The organism is Streptomyces sp. NPDC046909 (assembly GCF_040644695.1).
GTDB lineage: Bacteria > Actinomycetota > Actinomycetes > Streptomycetales > Streptomycetaceae > Streptomyces.
The window spans coordinates 541,959-560,403 of record NZ_JBEYXC010000004.1 but is presented as its reverse complement, the minus strand read 5'-3'; the positions used below and the strand labels follow the sequence as shown (position 1 = coordinate 560,403).

20 protein-coding genes are annotated in these 18,445 nt (G+C 69.7%); 6 read left to right on the top strand and 14 right to left on the bottom strand.

Annotation, left to right across the window (positions count from 1 at the left end; translation table 11 throughout):
* Positions 1-33 precede the first annotated feature (33 nt).
* Positions 34-438, top strand: a complete 405-nt coding sequence (locus ABZ928_RS15570; protein WP_361518462.1) for a winged helix-turn-helix domain-containing protein — start codon at positions 34-36, stop codon at positions 436-438.
* A 1,722-nt stretch (positions 439-2,160) separates the two neighbouring features.
* On the opposite strand, the gene ABZ928_RS15565 is transcribed toward ABZ928_RS15570, so the two are convergent.
* The 3 genes from ABZ928_RS15565 to ABZ928_RS15555 form a co-directional block, all read right to left on the bottom strand.
* Positions 2,161-2,997, bottom strand: coding sequence for a protein kinase (locus tag ABZ928_RS15565; protein ID WP_361518460.1), 837 nt, complete (start codon positions 2,995-2,997; stop codon positions 2,161-2,163).
* A 69-nt stretch (positions 2,998-3,066) separates the two neighbouring features.
* Positions 3,067-3,510 (bottom strand): hypothetical protein, encoded by a 444-nt coding sequence (locus ABZ928_RS15560; protein WP_361518459.1) that lies wholly within the window; start codon positions 3,508-3,510, stop codon positions 3,067-3,069.
* A gap of 194 nt (positions 3,511-3,704) precedes the next feature.
* Positions 3,705-3,935, bottom strand: coding sequence for a hypothetical protein (locus tag ABZ928_RS15555; RefSeq protein WP_361518458.1), 231 nt, complete (start codon positions 3,933-3,935; stop codon positions 3,705-3,707).
* Between the two features lie 124 nt (positions 3,936-4,059).
* On the opposite strand from ABZ928_RS15555, the gene ABZ928_RS15550 reads away from it, so the two are divergent.
* Positions 4,060-5,400 carry a hypothetical protein gene (locus tag ABZ928_RS15550; protein ID WP_361518456.1) on the top strand — a complete coding sequence of 447 codons (1,341 nt, stop codon included), beginning with the start codon at positions 4,060-4,062 and terminating at the stop codon, positions 5,398-5,400.
* On the opposite strand, the gene ABZ928_RS15545 is transcribed toward ABZ928_RS15550, so the two are convergent.
* From ABZ928_RS15545 to ABZ928_RS15525, 5 genes are all read right to left on the bottom strand, one after another.
* Positions 5,378-5,911 (bottom strand): NUDIX hydrolase, encoded by a 534-nt coding sequence (locus ABZ928_RS15545; RefSeq protein ID WP_361518454.1) that lies wholly within the window; start codon positions 5,909-5,911, stop codon positions 5,378-5,380. The genes ABZ928_RS15550 and ABZ928_RS15545 overlap by 23 nt on opposite strands.
* Before the next feature lie 340 nt (positions 5,912-6,251).
* Complete coding sequence (locus tag ABZ928_RS15540; protein WP_361518453.1) at positions 6,252-6,842, bottom strand: hypothetical protein; 591 nt, start codon at positions 6,840-6,842, stop codon at positions 6,252-6,254.
* A 19-nt stretch (positions 6,843-6,861) separates the two neighbouring features.
* On the bottom strand, positions 6,862-7,386 hold the full coding sequence (locus ABZ928_RS15535; RefSeq protein ID WP_361518451.1) for a hypothetical protein: 525 nt from the start codon (positions 7,384-7,386) through the stop codon (positions 6,862-6,864).
* Between the two features lie 119 nt (positions 7,387-7,505).
* Positions 7,506-8,072, bottom strand: a complete 567-nt coding sequence (locus ABZ928_RS15530; protein ID WP_361518450.1) for a hypothetical protein — start codon at positions 8,070-8,072, stop codon at positions 7,506-7,508.
* 32 nt (positions 8,073-8,104) lie between these two features.
* Positions 8,105-8,452: a PadR family transcriptional regulator gene (locus ABZ928_RS15525; RefSeq protein ID WP_361518448.1), complete on the bottom strand. Its 348-nt coding sequence runs from the start codon at positions 8,450-8,452 to the stop codon at positions 8,105-8,107.
* Positions 8,453-8,907: 455 nt separating this feature from the next.
* Between ABZ928_RS15525 and ABZ928_RS15520 the strand changes: the two genes are divergently transcribed.
* A complete protein-coding gene (locus ABZ928_RS15520; protein ID WP_361518446.1) occupies positions 8,908-9,447 on the top strand; it encodes a hypothetical protein in 540 nt (179 codons plus the stop codon).
* A gap of 24 nt (positions 9,448-9,471) precedes the next feature.
* On the opposite strand, the gene ABZ928_RS15515 is transcribed toward ABZ928_RS15520, so the two are convergent.
* Positions 9,472-11,997 (bottom strand): helicase C-terminal domain-containing protein, encoded by a 2,526-nt coding sequence (locus ABZ928_RS15515; protein WP_361518444.1) that lies wholly within the window; start codon positions 11,995-11,997, stop codon positions 9,472-9,474.
* 153 nt (positions 11,998-12,150) lie between these two features.
* Between ABZ928_RS15515 and ABZ928_RS15510 the strand changes: the two genes are divergently transcribed.
* Together ABZ928_RS15510 and ABZ928_RS15505 are read left to right on the top strand one after the other, a co-directional pair.
* On the top strand, positions 12,151-13,173 hold the full coding sequence (locus tag ABZ928_RS15510; RefSeq protein ID WP_361518442.1) for a hypothetical protein: 1,023 nt from the start codon (positions 12,151-12,153) through the stop codon (positions 13,171-13,173).
* 67 nt (positions 13,174-13,240) lie between these two features.
* Complete coding sequence (locus tag ABZ928_RS15505) at positions 13,241-13,876, top strand: haloacid dehalogenase-like hydrolase (RefSeq protein ID WP_361518441.1); 636 nt, start codon at positions 13,241-13,243, stop codon at positions 13,874-13,876.
* Here the strand turns inward: ABZ928_RS15505 and ABZ928_RS15500 are convergent.
* Complete coding sequence (locus tag ABZ928_RS15500; protein WP_361518440.1) at positions 13,855-14,103, bottom strand: hypothetical protein; 249 nt, start codon at positions 14,101-14,103, stop codon at positions 13,855-13,857. The genes ABZ928_RS15505 and ABZ928_RS15500 overlap by 22 nt on opposite strands.
* Positions 14,104-14,267: 164 nt before the next feature.
* On the opposite strand from ABZ928_RS15500, the gene ABZ928_RS15495 reads away from it, so the two are divergent.
* Positions 14,268-14,651 carry a cold-shock protein gene (locus ABZ928_RS15495; RefSeq protein WP_361518438.1) on the top strand — a complete coding sequence of 128 codons (384 nt, stop codon included), beginning with the start codon at positions 14,268-14,270 and terminating at the stop codon, positions 14,649-14,651.
* A 56-nt stretch (positions 14,652-14,707) separates the two neighbouring features.
* On the opposite strand, the gene ABZ928_RS15490 is transcribed toward ABZ928_RS15495, so the two are convergent.
* From ABZ928_RS15490 to ABZ928_RS15475, 4 genes are read right to left on the bottom strand one after another with little or no spacing between them, the layout of a single operon-like run.
* Positions 14,708-15,547, bottom strand: coding sequence for a 1,4-dihydroxy-6-naphthoate synthase (locus tag ABZ928_RS15490; RefSeq protein WP_361518436.1), 840 nt, complete (start codon positions 15,545-15,547; stop codon positions 14,708-14,710).
* Positions 15,544-16,182, bottom strand: coding sequence for a futalosine hydrolase (locus ABZ928_RS15485; RefSeq protein WP_361518435.1), 639 nt, complete (start codon positions 16,180-16,182; stop codon positions 15,544-15,546). Before ABZ928_RS15485 ends, ABZ928_RS15490 begins: the two co-directional genes overlap by 4 nt.
* 25 nt (positions 16,183-16,207) lie before the next feature.
* Positions 16,208-16,708, bottom strand: a complete 501-nt coding sequence (locus ABZ928_RS15480; protein WP_361518433.1) for a hypothetical protein — start codon at positions 16,706-16,708, stop codon at positions 16,208-16,210.
* Between the two features lie 60 nt (positions 16,709-16,768).
* Positions 16,769-18,208: an MFS transporter gene (locus ABZ928_RS15475; protein WP_361518431.1), complete on the bottom strand. Its 1,440-nt coding sequence runs from the start codon at positions 18,206-18,208 to the stop codon at positions 16,769-16,771.
* Positions 18,209-18,445: the final 237 nt, after the last annotated feature.

Below are 18,445 nucleotides of genomic sequence, written 5' to 3'. Positions count from 1 at the left end.
CGCGAGGTGGGCTAGGCCCGCTACCCTCGGGCTATGAAGCTGCCCAAGGATTCCGACACTCCGCCGTATCGCCTGGTCGCCGAGGAGCTGCGGCGGCAGATCCGCTCTGGGCGCCTCAAGCCCGGCGAGCGGGTCCCTTCGTCGCGCGACCTCGAAGGGAGCTACGAAATCGCGAACATGACCGCGCGGTCCGCACTGCGCATCCTGCGCGATGAAGGGCTGATCTACTCCATGCCGGGTCGGGGCAACTTCGTCGCCGATCCCCTGCCCTCAGAGGCCGACTCGAAGGCCGGCACTCCCGAGGCGGCAAGCGGCGGGCGAATGCCCACACCCGAATACGTCGAGCTGTCCGAACGGCTGGATGCCATAAACGCCAGGCTCGACAGTCTGTTGCAGGTCTTCCAGCAACTCGGCGGTGCTACGGGGCTGAAGAAGTAGCGGGAACCTTCTCGGCGACCCGACGCGCTATTTCTTCCAGCTGCATCAGCTTCTCTTCCACCTCCTCCAGTTGCGCCGCAATACGTGCTGCCTCGTGCTCAGTCATGGCCACCCGTTCGTTGCTGTGCCGTTGTTGCGTACTGCGTTCAGCCAACTGCCGAGGGCTTGCCCGAAGGCTTGCCCGGCGGTCATCCATCGCCGGATCAGGGCTTGTCCGTACCTCCCGGCAAGCCGTCATCGCGGCTGTTGAGCCAGGTCTACCGGCCAGACCGGACACGTCGGAGGCGTGCGGCGCTGCTCTCCCGCAGGGCGGGCAGAATCCGTCCTTCGGATTCCCGCGCATCCCGTTGGGCGGGAACTCGTGCCACCGTGCGCTCATGCCACTCGTCCTTCCAGTCGTTGGCCAGGAGCATCAATGGTCCGGAGAATCGCCGGTTTGGGTAACCGGCGATCGTCGGCTATATTGCGCCGCTCGCTCCGTCGTGGATCACCTATAGGGGTGCAGAAATCTGCGTCGGTGTGACTTCCGCTTCTGTGATCCACGCCACTCCTCATCTCTGGCTCCGCATTCGGTCGGACCCCTCATTCGTCTGCTACAGGTGTCGAGCACCCCTATTGGTGTGACACCTCATTCTGTGATCTGGGTCACTCGATTCAGAGCGGCCCTTTACCAGGGAAGGGGAATGAGGGGTCGGTTGATGTGACAGCCGGTTTGATCACGAATTCATAACGCCAGGTGGTGGATGCCGCTCGTCCATCGCGAGAACTATGCGACCCCCAGCCTGTGGATAAATTCCGCCGATCGTCAGAACGAACCATCATGAATGCCTCAACCTGGGTTCATATGGCATCAGAACTGCGGAATGGATGGGGAGGCGGGGTCAGCGCATGGTCGTGCGATCGGCCACGAGCCCAGCGCAGCGGAGCTGTGCAGAGTTTCTTTACTGGATCGAGCCCAGCGCAGCGGAGCTGTGCAGAGTTTCTTTACTGGATCAAGGCGGCCCGCCTACGGCGGGCCGCGGGGGGGGGGGGGCCAAGGGCGCCCGCCCCCCCTGTGCCGGCCCCCGCGAACGCCGCGCCCCCCCCCCCCCCGGGCCCCCCCCCCCCCCCCCCCCCCCCCCCCCCCCCCCCCCCCCCCCCCCCCCCCCCCCGCCGCTCCATGTCTCCGCCACCGCTACGGCGGCCCCCACCCGCTCAGCGCGCAGCATCGCCAAGGCGGACGACCAGGCCAGGAAGCAACCCGACCACTCCGAGCACCAGGACCAGGCCGACGCGCACCAAGCCCAACCACGCCGCCCAACCGCCCACGGCTCGACGCCGCATGGCCCACAGGGCCGCAGCCCGAGTCCAGAGGGACAGGCCACGTCGGCAACGTCCAGGTCGGATCGAGGTGTGCCCCGTGACGATGGAGGAAGCGTGGCTGAGACCGGTACGGGGTTGCTGGAAACACACGTGACGGGTGCTCGGTCGGCGCACCCGCCGTCGTGGCTGACTTTCGCTGGCTCAGCTCAGAACCCTCTCCAACTCGACATCGCGAAGCCGGGGTTGCAGCCGCTCCCACGTTCGAGCACGCCAACCGCCCCGGTACCATCGGCACCGGGGTCCTGATCAGGGCTTCCGCGACCGGACCACCCGGAATGCTGTCCAGGCTGAGGGGTGGTCCGGTCTTTAGGTTGTCGGCTGTGGCCGTGCGAGAGGCGCCGACGAACCGGCGCTTCGGAATCAGCTCAGAGCCTTGCACACCTCGTAGATGGTGGGCCGGTCCCCTGGCGCATGGCTGAGCATTGCGTCGATCAACTTGCCCAGCTCGCCAGGCGCCTTCACGGGACGGCGCCGACCGTCCGCCACGGCCTCTCTCTGCACCGAGCGCGGAGCGTCGTCCGGGTAGTCCATCGCCCGCCAACCGGTAGCGGAGATCAGCAGGGAGGCACCGAGCGCGTACACGTCGGCTTCCTGCGTCGGCTCGGCTTCTCCGGTGTCGAGCACGCTGCGTGCGATCTCCGGTGCCTCGTAGTGGACGAGGCAGCCGCGGAACGGGAAGTCGTAGCCCTCGGGCACGTGGCCGCCCTGGGCGAGGGCGAGGTCGATGAGGTGGGTTCGCTCCGGCCCGATGATGAAGTGGGCTGGTTGCACGTCTCCGTGTGCCCAGCCCTTGGCGTGGAGTTCGGCCAGGGCTTCGACGCAGCTCAACGCCACGCTGGTGTGGGGTGTGATCGAGGAGTCAGGGCGGCGGCAGGGTTCCCACAGCTGGTACAGGTCCGGCCCTTCGTGCCACGGCTGGAAGTTCCAGGTTCCGCCCTCCCATTCGCCGTACGCGAGGTCGGCCAGGCCGAGGCGGAGTAGCACGGCCCCCTCGCGTGCGGGTGCGAGAGCGGTCCAGGGCTGGGCGTCCCAGTCGGCGGTGGCCTCGATCGGATAGCCGACCTTCACGGCGTAATGGCCCCGGTGGCTGTCCACCTCCCACACCGTGGAGCCCCGGCGGTTGAGGACCAGTCGTTGGGTCGTAGGCATGAGTGCGTCGAGCACCACGATCGGCAGTTCGGGGGGTGACCCGGACAACGTCTGTTCTCCTTCCGGGCGAACGCGGCCGACCACGATCGAGGCCGGCCGCGTCGCTGCTTTCGTGTGCTAGTCCTGACCGTACGGTCGGCCGCAGTCCGAGTCGCACTGCGCGAGGTTCTGGCCGCCCACGGTCCACAGGTCGTCGAGAACCATGAAACCGGCCGCCTTCATGGCGCGTGCCGAGGTGATGACCTTCTCCGGGTCGCGGCCCCCGCCGCCCGGCTTGGGGTTGTGGTGCAGGAAGCGTCCCGCGTACCGCTCGCACAGCCTCGCGTACTCCCTCGTGTGCAGGATGAGCGCGTGCAGACCGAGGTCCACGTCGTCCGACGGGACCATGGGAACGGTGGCCGTGGCCGCGGTGACCAAGAAGGCGACCGCCTGGTCCGCGATCCGCTCGGCACGCTGGCGCGACTGCCCGTTGTGGACGACCACGAAGTGGGCGAGGCTCTCGAACAGTTCCTCACCGGCTACCGCGCGACCGGTCTTCAGATCCCTTGCCGTTGCCGTCATGCGAGTACTCCTTGTGTGTGCGCTGCGTGGGTTGGATGGCCGCCCCGAACGGGGAAGGGGGAACCGGGGAGTTGGCACCCGTCCAGGGCGGCCCGTCTAATGGCCCATGGCGAGAGTCATGCCGATCACCAGGCCGCACGAGCCGCTGATCAGGATGACGAACAGGACCCCTGCGTACCGGCCGATGACGCGCATCACAGACCGTCCCGACTGTTGCCGTTCTTGATCGCCAGGCGGGCGCTGAGTTCCTCCCGCGCGGTCGGCGCCACCACGTTGTCCGGCATGGCATCCCATTCCGTGCCGCCGCAGAGCGGCCGTATCTGCACGCGGCCGCCGACCTCACCCATGACGACGCCGATCCGGTCCCGGGCGCTGTCCTTGGCCAGTTCACCGATGCTCGGTCTGGTCTGCTGGTTGCTCGCCATGGAAGGAGCATCGCGATCGGGGGACCCGTTCCAAAAGGTCAGGCTGATTACCCAACTTGGGTAATATCGCGGGAAGTAGAGAATCAGCGACGTTGTGTAGCCCTCGCAGTGTGGGAGCTTGCCGATGCCCGACGCCGACCGGCCGCAGGAACTGCCTGCCAGGCTGCTCACCGATCCCGAGATGATCGACGCGTGCCGGGTGCGGGACTTCGCCAGGGTCTTCAGGCTGGTGAAGGCCAAGGCAGGCATCTACCCGTCGATGATCGCCAGGCGCTGTGAGCTGACGCCCAGCCGGGTCGGCGAAGTCATCGCAGGACAACGCCAGTTGCAGCACATGGACGTCATCGAGCGCATCGCGGACGGCTTGCGCATCCCAGGACACATGCTCGGGCTTGCCCGCCGGGAGTGGGAGACGCCTCAAGCCCTCCTGGTCACCGAGCGGGAAGCCCCCCAGGCGACCGAGCCAGAGCAGCAGCCTCCCGCGTCTCTGCCGGGTCCCGATGTGGACAGCATCCTGGCGCTGGCCACGCGAACGAGCCTCAATACAGCGACCCTTGAGGCTTTTCGTTCCTCCATCGAGGACTACTGGCGACGGGACGACCAGCACGGAGGCGAGGCTTTGAGGCCGGCCATCGTCGGCCAGCTCCGGCATGTCGTCGGACTCCTGAAGGAGAACCGGCCGCCGTCCATCCAGAAGGGCCTGTACGGGATCGCGGCCGAGTTGGCCCGCCTTACCGGTTGGACCTACTTCGACGCCCGCCAGTACAGCCAGGCCCGTGCGTACTTCACCGAGGCTCTGCAACTGGCCAAGGAGATCGACGACCGCCAGTTCATGGCCAACGTCCTTGCTTGTATGAGCTTGCAGGGCACCTACCAGGACAAGCCCGCCGACTCTCTGGCTCTCGTGACCGCCGCCCAGGACCAGGCCCGCTCCGCAGCCGACACGACACCACGGGTCCGCTCCATGCTGTCGATGCGCGAAGCCTTTGCCCACGCCACGCTCGGCAACCGGGACTCCACCCACCAGGCAATCGGGGAGGCGCACCGCAACTTCGAGCAGATCCGGGGGAGCGACCCGGACCCGTCATGGGTGACGTACTTCGACGAGACGAAGCTGATCGTGGACACCGGCATTGCGCACGGCCGACTTGGCGAAGCCGCGACCGCCGAACCTCTGATCGCGGACGCATTGCGGCGCGAAGCCCGTACCAACCAGCGCGGCCGGGCATTTCACTCCTTCTGGCTCGCCCGGACGCAACTGGACCAGGGCAAGGTTGACCAGGCGTGCCACACCGCCACGCAAGCACTGGAACCGGCGTCAGCAGTGGCCTCCGAGCGAGTGTCGGGCCATCTCCGGGAGTTCTACGATCAGTTGGCGCCGCACAGGCAGGAGCCCGTAGCACTGGCCTTCGAGGCTCGGCTACGGGAAGTCCTGCCGCCGGTCAGCGGATCGCTTCGTCCATGAGCAGGTAGAGCAGGCCGACGAGAGAGCCACTGCTCACGATCTCGCGGCGGTCGATCATGCCCCGTACTTCCGAAAGGGGAATCCACTCGATGCGGTCGGACTCGTTCTTCTCCGTGGGCGGTCCGGCGTAGGTCGCGCCGTCGATGCGGAAGACATGGTGCTGCGAGTCGGTGATCCCGTTGGCCGGCTCGGCGTAGATCAGGGGCTTGATGGGTCCGGGACGCCAGCCTGTTTCTTCGAGAACCTCACGGCCCGCCGCTTCCTCGGGGGTTTCGCCCTCCTCGACCAGGCCCATGGGCAACTCCCAGGCCCACGAGTCGGTGATGAAGCGGTGTCGCCACATCATCAGCACCTCTTGGCGGTCGTTGACCACGGCGGCCACGGACAGGTGCCGCAGGCGAACGACGTGGTACTCCCACCTGCGCCCGTCCGGCTGCTGCACGTCGACCAGACACAGGTTCACCCACTTGTTGGTGTAGATCTGTCGCTCGCCGTGGGTCTTCCACTCCATACCTGCGGCCCCTCTCGTGATCGGTCTCCAGGATCTCAGACCGACGGAGCGACGAACACGGGTTGAGGTTTTTCGCGTCAGCCTGACGAGATGGGTCCACAGTACCGTTCGGGGTCTGCATGGGAGGGACTGTGTGCACGCGAGGAAGGGGCTCAGCGAGTGGACTACGGTCGCAAGCAGGGTCGTTGCCGGCCAGAAGGGGTGCCTCTCGCTGAGAGACACCCCTTCCACGTGAAGCCCCGTATCACCTTGAGCACGCTCTACCGCATTGTGGATCAGTGCGTGCCGACCAGGCGCGGACCGGACGCAGAGGCTCCGTCAGATTCCCGCGATCTCCGGTCTAGACGACGCCGGAGCGGTACCCCCAGGCCGCGCTGGTGCCGATCTGGAAATCAGTGTCCATCCTGATCGTCTGCCCGTCGCACACCTTCCAGGTCCGCTGGTAGGAGCCGATGAAGACGGTCATGTTGGTGCACTTGCCGTCGGTCACGGTGTCCTGCAGCGTGCCGTTGACGGCGAACGTGCCGTCTTCGCGTGAGCAGTGGTTGACCGACGTCCTGAACGTTGTTCCCGTGGCGGGTCGATATTCACAGGTGGGTTCCGGAAATTCCCACGCGAGTTCCTCGGTGACGGGTTCACCCTCGACCACGGGGCGGTCGGAGGACTCAGTCCCAGGCAGGTTGTCCACGGTCGTGCTGCTGTCGCCGTTGTCGTCGACGAAGAGCCCGTTGATGTTGGGACGGCCGTCAGGTAGGAGCGAAGGCGCCTCCGTAGGGATAGCGCTGCTGTCCACGGCCCCGCTGGCGCCCACCCATGCGGGAGCCGGAGGCGGTATCTCCTCGTCGCTGCCCGCGACGGCGAGCGTGGCCCCGCCCGCCACGAGGGTCAGGGTGGCGGCTGCGCCCACCCAAAAGCTGGCGGAACGATTCATCGGTGTTCTCCTGTTCTCGTCAGCTAACGGGGAGCCAGTGGGAGCCGGAGAACATCCCGCCGCCGTGCCAGCCGCCGTTGTACTGATGACCGTGGGCTGTGGTCCCATACCAGCCCGCGCCGCACGGGCCTCTATGGCCGTTCTTGTAGGTGACGCCGACGTCGATCTGCTGGGCGTTCTTGGTGTTCTTCCACCAGCCCTTGTTCTTCCAGCACAGTTCCCAGCGCGACTTGGAGGAGTTCCATCTGTGGAGCTCGATGCGGGTGCGGATGTAGCCCCTGGCGCGGTAAGAGGGGAAGGTGCACTGGAAGCCGAGCCAGTTCTCTTCCCAGGCCGCTACCTCTGATCGGCTGAACCCGTCGTTGTACCTGCCGTGGCTGGTCTCCACGCGGTTGGCCGTGCAGTCGTACTGCGTCCGATACGTCCAGCCGCCCTCGTAGACGTAGTGGGCGGACGCCGGTGCCGCTGTCAGCAGCACGCTGGTGATGGCGGCCAGCGAGACGCCAGCCCCTAGGAACGCGGATCTGCCAGAACCTTTGCTCACAAACGCTCCTGTGCTCGTTGGTCAGTTGCGTTGGTGCGTGTTCTTGCTGCGCGTCCTGAGGCGGGAAGAGCCGCGAGACGCGCTCAGCGCCCCGCAAAGGTACATGGATATTTGAGGAATCAATGAGGAACCTGTGTGCGGGAGCTGTAGATCAGCCAAACGGTAGATCCGATAGAAAACACCCAAAGCGTCACCAGAAAGACCAGGTCGAGGCCGGGTGTGGTGACGATGTGGCCACACTGTTCTTCGGCCACAGGGCCAACACTGGGCGTCGTTGTGCAGCGTTCGGGTGCGAAGGTGAGAAAGATCGGGATGGCTAAGCCCCCGGGGATGAGGGCCGTCCCGATGACCTTGTCGCGGAATCGCCAGTGCTGTGAGGTCCACAGGAGAAGCACACCGGTCAGCCAGCCGACGCCGCAGAGGAAGGCTCCGAACTGGAGGAGAAGCACGGTTCCCAGCGGGCCCCACTGCCGGAGACCGGAGCCCGCGTAAACGGAATCGGAAGAACTCGCAGCCGCGACGATGTCAACCGGGTCGCCCAGTCTCTCAAGCACTCCACGCGCATACGCGGCGTCGTGGTCGGGGGTGCCCGCAAGTGATGTCTGAATATGCTCGCGGATGTCTGCCAGCAACTCCTTGCGCTGTGCTCGTGGCAGCACCCGAGACTGCACCTTGAGCTGCCGCATGTACTCCTGGACCAAGTCCCTGGACTCCACGTCTACTCCCCCTCCATGAGCTGATCCACGGCCCGCCGGAACGTGGCCCACTCGGCGCTGAAACTGGCAAGCGTGCTCTGTCCGTCCGGAGTGAGGCGGTAATACCGGCGGGGTGGCCCTGCTGGCGACTCCCGCCACTCTGTCGATACGAGGCCGCGGCGCCGCAGTCGCGACAGGAGGGGGTACAGGGTGCCCTCGCTGGTAGTCAAGGCATCCGCCGATCCGAGTCGGCGGGCCAGTTCCACGCCGTACTGCTCGCCATCCCGGAGCAGAGCCAGAACGCAGTACTCCAGGACCCCTCGGCGAAGCTGCGTGAGCAACTCCTCCTTGCCTGTGCCGCCAGGTTCCATGCGTCACAAGGTACTTGGTCGATAGAGGGACTGACTAGCCCACGCATCGGGTGGCTTTGCCCACGAGTTGTGACGGGAACGCTCACGGCAACGACGGCACACAGAGGCCGACGATCACGGAAGTCAGCGATCAGCGCGAATGGCGGTGGGGTCGCCTCCCTACAGCCTGCCCGATCTCATGGATCGGAAGGTGGAAGGCTCAAGCGCTGTGAGGGAAACCGCTCCAGAGCTCGGACCTATCCCTTAGTGTGTGCATCACACCTGATCGTATGGACGATGAGCGGACCATTCACGCGCGGCACCCTTCGGTAAGGCCAGAGGTCACGGCCAAACATCCAGTGTGCCTTACCGCCCGGCGATCATTCCTGGCCAAGGCCGCCGGGCTTCCTGTGCAACCCCGGCCCCCCGACGGCTGTCTAGACGGTCGGGAACGGCGGGGTGAGGAGTGGGCGGGGATGTCGATACACAAGTGGGGGACGGGCGTGGGGGCCGCGCTCGTGCTCGTGGCGACCGGCACCTGGGTGATGTGGCCGCCCGGGGTCGACGCCGGGCTGTGGGGTGAGGTGCGGCCGGTCATAGAGGCACGGCTCGCGGCGGACTCCCGGGGCAGCGGGTACGCGGAGACCGTGCCCGGGCTCAGGGCCCGCTGGTTCTGCCGGGCGGAGGCCCTGGAACTGAACGAGCACGACGGCGTGGTGCGGGCGGGCGTCAACACCCTGTGCATGGAGTACGGCGTCCAGGACCGCTCCCTGGTGGAGTGCTCCGGCGGCCGCTACCCCCAGGTGGTCCGCCTGGAGCGGCGGACGGACGGCACCTACCGGGTCGTGTCCCGCGAGGAGCCGCCGGACGGCGACGGCTACGCGGAATGGACGGAGTCCCACTTCGGGCTCCTCGCCGAGTCGAAGGCGGAGGACTCGATATCCGCCCACAGCCTGGAGGCGGCGGCCCGCGCGTACTTCGACCTGCCGGAGGACGCCCCGGTGAGCGCCTGCTGACGTCCGTCCCCCGGGGGGCGTCGGCTACTCGTCCGCCAGCTCCGCCACGCCCGTGATCCGGTGCAAGGGATACGTCCGCACCTCGTCCGCCGTGTGGTCGTACGCCGTCACGAAGCCGCCCTCCACCCGGATCGGGGCGATGACCCGCTGGCTGGCGGCGCCCTCGGCGTTGACGTAGCCGATCCACAGGGCCTCGCTGGTGAGGACGGCGGCCTGCATGGTGGCGAGGGTCTCGGCGGAACTGGTGCGGGGGAGTTCGCCGGTGGGGCGGGACGGGCTCTCCTTGCGGGGGGCCGTGGAGGCGAGGTCGCCCGCGCGGATCGCGCGGATCGCCGCCGACAGGAGGGTGGCGTCCGGCACCGGGGGACCGTCGGGGACCGGTTCGGGCGCCGTGCGCGGCGGGGTGCGGTGGGCGTGGGCGCGGGCGATCAGGACGTCGCCCTCGGCGGACTCGGCGGCCGGGGCGAAGCCCATCTGGCGCAGGCCGTCGAGGAGCACGGCCGGGTCGGACTGGGCGGCCAGGACCGTGGGGGCGAGGCGGCGCAGACCGAGACCGGCGGCCCGCTTGTCGGCGAGGATCTCGTTGAGCACGGCGTCGTCGTCGCAGCGGACGTACGAGGAGGCCGCGCCCACCCGCAGGTGGCCGTGTCTGCGGGCCACGTCGTCGATCAGATAGCTCAGCGGCTGCGGGACCGGCGTACGGGAGTGCGCCGCGAGAAAGGCGTGCAGGTCGGAGGCGGCCTGGCCGGCGTCCAGGGCCCGGCGTACCGAACCCGGCGTGAACCGGTACACCGTGGCGCCACCCTTCGACTCCACGTCCGCGAGGACGTCCAGGACGTCGGCGAGGGGCCGTTGCAGCGGGCCCGGGGCCACGGCGGTGAGGTCGGCCTGGAGCAGGACGTGGTCCAGGGGCTCGGGGAGGAGCGGGGCGAGGAGCCGGGTCGCGGCGGCGGTGGCCACGGCCTGTTCGGCGGGGCCGAGCGGCTCCAGCGGGGCGGGGGCGTGGTGGTGGACGGGGAGCTTGTCGCCGGGGCCGGACGGCTCCTGCGGCCGGGGCGTCCTCGTGGGTGACCCCAGCAGCGCCCGCCCGTGTCCCGACAGCGCCCCCCGGCCCGTCACCCCCAGCAACTCCGCCTCGCTCAGCGCCCATTCGGCGAGCCGCGACCGCAGATCGTCCTCGCCCTGGGGGCGCTGCGCGCCCCGCAGCGGGCGTTCCCAGCGCAGCCGCGCCAGCACCGACTCGGCGGACGGCGAGGCGCCCTCCGGGAGCGCGGCGAGCAGGGTCAGCACCCGGTGCCGTACCTCCGGGGCGGCGCTGCGGTCCAGGCCCGGGCCCAGCGTGGACAGCGTGCGGTCCTTCGCGTCCCGGCCGCCGACCAGACCGGCGGTGCGGGTCGCGGGCAGCCACGCCTCGGCGAGCCGCGCCCAGCGTTCGGCGACCGGCTGCTCCAGCCACTCGTCGTAGGCGGGGGTCGCGGCATAGCGTTCGTCGGCCTCGCCGTCGGAGGCGATCAGGCCCGCCGCGTAGGCGAGTTCGACCCAGAAGGCGGCGACCGGTTCGGGCACGTCGAGGGCGACCGCGGTCCGCTTGAGATCACGGACGCTCAGCCCGCCGGCCCGCAGTACCGTCGGCCCGCCCTCGTCCCAGTCCTTCATCAGCTCCTCGACGGTCGCGAGCGCGGTGTAGGCCTGCCCGGCCGCCGTCGCGTCCACGATCTGCGGCCGGTGCGTGGCGACGGGCTCCACGGGCGGCGGCAGCGGCTCGGTGCTCCGGTGCGCGAGCCCGCCCCGCAGATGCAGGGCCACCTCGCGCGGCAGTACGACCGTCCCCGGCGCCGTCGGCAGCAGCAGCCCGAGGTCGAGGAGCCGCCGCAGACGGAGCGCGGGATCCGCCGTGACCTGCCCGTACGGCGGCCCCCAGACCAGCCGCCGCAGCACGTCGAGGGAGTCCTCCGGAAGGCCCGCGAGCAGCTTGCCCATCCGCTTCCGGTCCGTGAACAGGCCGGTGAGCGCGGCGACCGCCGACACCGAGTCGTGCGTCGACGGCAGCCCGGCCGCGCCGACGATCTCCTGGATCCGGCCCGGCGACATCCCCGCCGCGGCCTCCCGCACGGTCGGCCCGAGCCCGGTCGGCGACGGATGCTGCGGCGAGGGCGCCAGCAGCTCCCGCGCGGTCCGCACCAGCCGCAGCCGCTCGTCGTCGCCCCACACCAGCGCCTGCTCCCGCAGGGTGCCCAGGGCCCGCGGCAGCGCTCCGACGACCGTGGCGTCCCGGTCGTCCCCCGCCATCAGCCCGAGCAGCTCCTCGTACGACGCCGGGTCCCCCGCGACCGCCAGCGCCTCCGCCGTCTGCAACGCGAACCGGTCCAGCCGCTCCAGCGCCCGCACGACCGACGCCCGCGTGCCGGCCCGGGTCGCCAGCTGCGTCAGGTCGGTCGGCACGGGGGTGATGAGATCGGGCCGGGCACGCAGGAGAGCGCCGAGGGAGGCGTCGTCTCTGGCCCGGAGGGCTTCGGCGAGGGAGCGAGGCGGTGTGGCCGGGGTGCTCATCCTGCCCACGGTAGCGGGTGGGTACGACGGTGAGGTGCGGGTCTGTGCGCCGGGACCCCCGGGACGGCACGACGGTGCGTGGCCACACCGGCCGCATCTCGCGCGATACCGTCATCCACGGGGTTTCAACGCGCCGCCCCCCGGAGGGACTTCGTGGGTATCGAGAGCGATCAGGTCGTCTACGAGTATCTGAGCCGCGTCGGTGATGTCGCCCAGCGGCGACAGTTGCCGTCCGGCACCCGTATGCGCCTGGTCTCGGAGTTGCGGAACGAGATCGACCGGCGGCGGGCGAAGGTCCCGGTCGACAGCCCCGCCGCGGTCCGCCGCATCATCGACCGCCTGGGCAGCCCCGACGAGGTCGTCACGGCCGCGGGGGGCACCGGTCCCGTGACCCCCACCCCGCCCCCCACCGCCGTACCGGTCCAGCGCGACCGCGACCTCGACGACGAGCCCCGCCGCAAGGGCCTGCGCCGCATCGTCCCCCGCCCCCGCCCCGCCGACCCGGCACCGGAGGCACCCCAGCCGCCCGTCACCGCCCCGCACCTCGCCGCCGAGCACGAACTCGGGGGCGGCACGGCCCAGGCCGACTGGTGGCGGGCGGGCAGCACGCCGTTCGGGGTGGACGACAGCGTCCCGGGGTTCGTCGGCGGAGTGGAGATCCCGGAACTGCTGAAGCCCCCGCCGCCGAAGGACGACCCGAAACCGGCGGTCGAGAAGCAGCAGCCGGAGAAGCCAGAGGAAGCGGAGACGGAGGCCGAGGAGGCACCGGCTCCACGCCGTCGCCGCCTCCCCTTCCTGAACCGAGGCAAGGGCGCCAAGGGCGGCGAGGGCACCCGGACGAGGTGGAGCAACCCCCTCCTCCTGCTCGCCGCCGCCCTCCTCGTGGCGGGCACCGTCCTCGGCAACCTCTTCGCCCTCCTCGTCGGCTGGCTCATCGCCTACGCCTCCCGCCGCCTCACCGACGCGGAAACGAAGTGGGCGGTGATGTTCCTCCCCGGCCTGTCCCTCACCGCCGGCATCGTCTGGCTCTGGGGCCGCACCGAGGGCCGCTGGGGCGACCCCATCGCCAAGGGCCACATGAACGACGCGATCGCCGACACCTGGCCCTGGGTGATCAGGGGCGCGGCGCTGGCATCGGCGCTGTTCCTGGTCTGGCGGTCGCAGCGACAGCGGTGAGCCGCCTTCTGTCCGCCGTCATTTATCCGCTGTCCGCCCGCGACACCCCCCGGGCACAATGACCCATATGGCCTCTACAAGCATCTCCGCCGCCCCGACCGTCGGCTTCGACCTCGACATGACCCTCATCGACTCCCGCCCCGGCATCCGAGCCTGCTACCTGGCGCTGGCCGAGCGGACAGGGACGTACATCGACGCCGATCTCGCGGTCACGCGGCTGGGCCCGCCGCTGGTGGAGGAGATCGCGTACTGGTTCCCGGCGGAGCAGGTCGAGGCCATGGCCGATCTGTACCGCTCGATGTACCCGGCGATCGCCATCGCCGCGACGCCCGCGATGGACGGCGCCCGCGAGGCCATCGCCGCCGTGCGCGCGGCGGGCGGGCGGGCGATCGTGGTGACCGCGAAGTACGAGCCGAGCGCCAAGCTGCACATAGAGCACCTCGGCCTCGCCCCCGACGCGGTGATCGGCGACCTGTGGGCCGAGCAGAAGGCGGAGGCGCTGCGTGAGCACGGCGCGTCGGTCTACGTCGGCGACCATGTCGGGGATGTGCGGGGAGCCCGTACCGCCGAAGCGGTCTCCGTCGCCGTGGCCACGGGCCCGTGCAGTCCGGAGGAGCTGACGGCGGCCGGGGCGGACGTCGTCCTCGCCGACCTGCACGCGTTCCCGGACTGGCTGGCCGGCTACCTTCCGGCCCGCGCCTGACGCCGCCCCGCCGCGATCGACCGGAGCACCCCCGCTCCGGCGAGCAGGAAGCCGACGCCCATCAGCATGCTCAGTCCGAACATGTACGTCGGAAATGGCGTCGTTCCGAGGAACAGCGGGGCCACGGTGACGAGTGTGGCCGCCGTACCGATGAAGAACACGATGGCACCGGCACGGATCAGTCGGTCGCCGGGACCGGTGGAATTCGTTTGGGTTTTGTCACGCACCGGACCAGGGTAGTTCCCTGCCCGAAGGAACAACCGGGCGACGTCTTGTCACCGGCCTGAAGACCATTAGCCTTGGTACCGGCGGGTCCCGACGACCCGCCCCAGTGCTATCAAGAGCCGTTTCAGAAGCAGTTTTCCGACGAGTACGAGGACGAGGAACAGACGTGCCTACCGGCAAGGTCAAGTGGTTCAACAGCGAGAAGGGCTTCGGCTTTCTCTCCCGCGACGACGGCGGTGACGTCTTCGTCCATTCCTCGGTCCTCCCCGCCGGAGTCGAGAGCCTGAAGCCGGGTCAGCGAGTGGAGTTCGGAGTCGTCGCCGGACAACGCGGTGACCAGGCCCTTTCCGTGGTCGTTCTGGACCCGACCCCGTCGGTCGCGGCGGCGACCCGCAAGAAGCCGGACGAACTGGCCTCCATCGTCCAGGACTTGACGACTCTGCTGGAGAACATCACGCCGATGCTCGAAAGGGGCCGTTACCCCGACAAGGCCGCGGGCAAGAAGATCGCGGGCCTGCTGCGGGCGGTCGCCGACCAGCTCGACGTATAGGCCTGTATGGGCCATGGGCCCGCATAGGCCAGTGCAGGCCGTATAACCCGTATCCGTTACGGGAATTGGAGCGCATCCGGGCCGAGGGGCGGAACCAGCCCCTCGGCCGCCGCACGGGTGAGGAGCCCCCGCACCGCGGCGTAGCCGTCCACGCCCAGGTCATGGGTGAACTCGTTGACGTACAGCCCGATGTGCTGATCGGCGACGTGCGGGTCCATCTCCTGGGCGTGCTCCATGACATACGGGCGGGAGATCTCGGGGTCGTCCCAGGCGGCGCGCACGGAGCTGCGGATGGCATCGGCCAGTGCCGTCAGCGTCTGCGCGCCGAGCGACCGCTTGGCGATGATCGCGCCGAGCGGGATCGGCAGCCCGGTGGTGCTCTCCCAGTGCTCGCCCATGTCCGCGAGCTTGTGCAGCCCGTAGTTCTGGTACGTGAAGCGTGCCTCGTGGATGACGAGCCCCGCGTCGACCTTCCCGTCCCGCACGGCGGGCATGATCTCGTGGAACGGCATGACGACGATCTCGCCGACCCCGCCGGGAAGTGTGTCCGCCGCCCACAGCCGGAAGAGCAGATACGCCGTCGACCGCTCGCTCGGCACCGCGACCGTACGGCCCGTCAGATCGGCCCCGGCCTCGCGCGTCAGCACCAGCGGCCCGCAGCCCCGGCCCAGCGCGCCTCCGCACGGCAGCAGCGCGTACTCGTCGAGGACGTACGGCAGCACCGCGTACGACACCTTCAGCACATCGAACTCACCGCGCTCGGCCATGCCGTTGGTGAGGTCGATGTCCGCGAACGTCACGTCGAGCCCGGGCGCGCCGGGGATCCGGCCGTGGGCGAGGGCGTCGAAGACGAAGGTGTCGTTCGGGCACGGGGAGTAAGCGATCTGAAGGCTCATGCCTGGTTCCAACTCTCCAGTACGGGTGCGAGCTTCCCGAACCCTTCGGTGAGGGCGGTGAGCGCGTCCGCGATCCGCCAGGCGGCCCGGTCCCGGGGCCCGACGGGATTGGACACGGCCCGCACCTCAAGGACCGGCACCCCGTGCAGGGCGGCCGCCTCGGCGACCCCGAAGCCCTCCATGGCCTCCGCGAGGGCGGTGGGGTGGCGGTCGCGGAGGGCCGCGGCGCGTGCGGCGGTGCCGGTGACCGTGGAGACGGTGAGGACGGCGCCGGCGCGGGCCCCGGTGGCGGCGACTGCTTCTCGTACGAGTGCTTCCGGCGGACGGTGGGTGACGGTTCCGAACCCGAGTTCGGTCACCGGGAGGAAGCCGTCGGGGGTCTCGGCGCCGAGGTCGGCGGCGGTGATCTCGTCGGCGACGACGAGGGAGCCGACGGGGGCGTACGGCTGGAAGCCGCCCGCGATCCCGGCGGAGACGACCAGGTCGTACGGGGTGCGGGCGAGGGCCGTCGCGGTGCCGGCGGCGGCGAGTGCGGGGCCGACACCGACGGCGAGGACATCGACCGCCGGTCCCGCGAACGACCGAGCCACCGCGTCCCGTTCGACCGGGACCGCGGTGGCTACGAGGATGCGCATCGGCGTCGGAGGACTGTCGCCGGACTCAGGCGTCGTCGTTGACGAGCTTGAAGTTCCACACGCCCTTGTACGACTTGCTGACCCCGCTGCTCGCCTTGTCCTGCTGGACCACGCTGATGTACAGCTGCTTCGGCGCGGCCTGGCCCGACTGCTCGGAGAAGAGGTCGACGCCCTGGAAGGAGTAGTACGTCTTCTTGTAGACCGGGGTGACCTGCTGGCCGTTGATCCACAGCGCCCAGCCGGTGTCCGCGATCTCCGGGTCGACACCGATGCGCAGGGTCTCGCTCTGCGGGACGTCGATCGAGTCGGACGCCTTCTTCAGGGCGCACTTGGTGGCCTTCGCCTGGCCCAGGTTGTCGCCGTCCTCCCAGCACTCGGCCTCGGCGCTCACCGAGTTCTTGCCGACCGTGACGGTGGCGCGCGGCGTCGGCTTGTCGCACGCCGACAGGACGAGCAGCCCGGCGGAAACGGCGCCGGCAGCGGCGACGGCGCGGCGGCGTCGCACAGCGGATTGCATGGAGGTCATGGGCGAAGGCTATCGGGCACTACCAGCCGTCCCGTTACGCGGGGTGCGGCGTGCCGTGCGTTAGGCCACGCGCGCGCGGGGGGAGCCGCCGTGGCGGGCTGAACTGAGCAGGCCCTTCACCGTGGTCAGCCAGCCCACGGCGACGAAGGCGGCGGCGACCGAGAGGCCCAGGTAGCCGTTGAGGGGCATGACGATGCCTACCGCGCCGCCGAAGACCCAGGAGACCTGGAGGATCGTCTCGGAGCGGGCGAAGGCGGAGGTGCGGACCTGTTCGGGGACGTCCCGCTGGATCAGGGCGTCGAGGGACAGCTTGGAGAGGGCCTGGGCGAAACCGGCGACCGCGGCGAGGAGCGCCACCATGGCCGCCCCGAAGAAGATCGCGGCGGTGACCGCCGCACCCAGGACGAACGCGACGACCGTCACGATGATGATCTCCGGCGCGCGCTGCCGCAGCCACGCCCCGACCGCCGTGCCGAGCGCGTTGCCCGCCCCGGCCGCGACCACCACTATCCCCAGCGACACCGCCGCGCTCTCCCCGGTCAGCGGGTGCTCGCGCAGCAGGAACGCCAGGAAGAAGGTCAGGAACCCGGAGAGGAAGCGGAGCGCGGCGTTGGCGCCGAGGGCGTGGGTGACCGCGATGCCGACCGTGCGCAGCCCGGGGCGCTTGACCGGCTGCCGGTGCGGACCGTGCAGGTGCTGCTCGTCCGCGGCGAGCAGCGCGATGTCCTCGCCCTTGGCGGAGTCGACCTTCGGGGGGAGGGTGAAGGACAGGAAGGTGCCCACGACGAAGATCACGAAGGCGCCGTAGAGCGGCCAGCGAGGGCCGAGGGACTGGAGCCCCGCCGCGACCGGCGCGGCGATCGCGGTGGCCAGGAGCCCGCCCAGGGTGACCCGGGAGTTCGCCTTCACCAAGGAGAAGCGGGGTGGCAGGAGACGGGGCACGACAGCGCTTCTGACCACGCCGTACGCCTTCGACGACACCAGGACGCCCAGCGCCGCCGGATACATCTCGATGCTGCCGGTGGCCACCGCCCCGGCCAGCACCAGCGCGAGCAGCGCCCGTGCCAGCATCGCGCCCGCCATCGCGGCCCGGCGGCCGTGCGGCAGGCGGTCCAGGAGCGGGCCGATCACCGGGGCCAGGACCGTGAAGGGCGCCATGGTGATCGCGAGGTAGAGGGCGACACGCCCGCGTGCCTCGTCGGTGGGGACGGAGAAGAACACGGTCGAGGCGAGCGCGACGGTGATCATCACATCGCCCGCGCCGTTCACACCGTGCAGCTCGATCAGCTTCCCGAGCCCCGACTCACCGGCCCCGTGCGCGTGCGTGGCCTTCCGGATCCCGCGGGCGGGCCCGGTCACCGGGAAGTGCAGGACCCGGCCGACCGAGCGGAAGGAGCCGCGCACCCGGCCCGTGCCGTTGCGTCGGCTGCTCCCGCTTCCCTTGATCCCTTTGGCCCCACCGATCCCGGTGGCTCCTTGGGGTGTCTTCGCGGCTGCCACGACGTCATAGTGCCCCGACTGAGGCGTTCGTAGTGCGGTTACCGCGCGTATGGCCGCGCATTTACGGACTTGCCGCGGGATACTCCGTGATCCTCCGCCGCCCTCCGTGGCCATACCGCAACCGGTACGGGGGTGCCAAACGTCCCGTCGGTGTAGGACGAGCGCACGCGAGCAGGTAGCGTGCGTATCTCAGCCATCTTGCACAATGGATGGCACAGGTGCGCCCGAGCGTGAGCG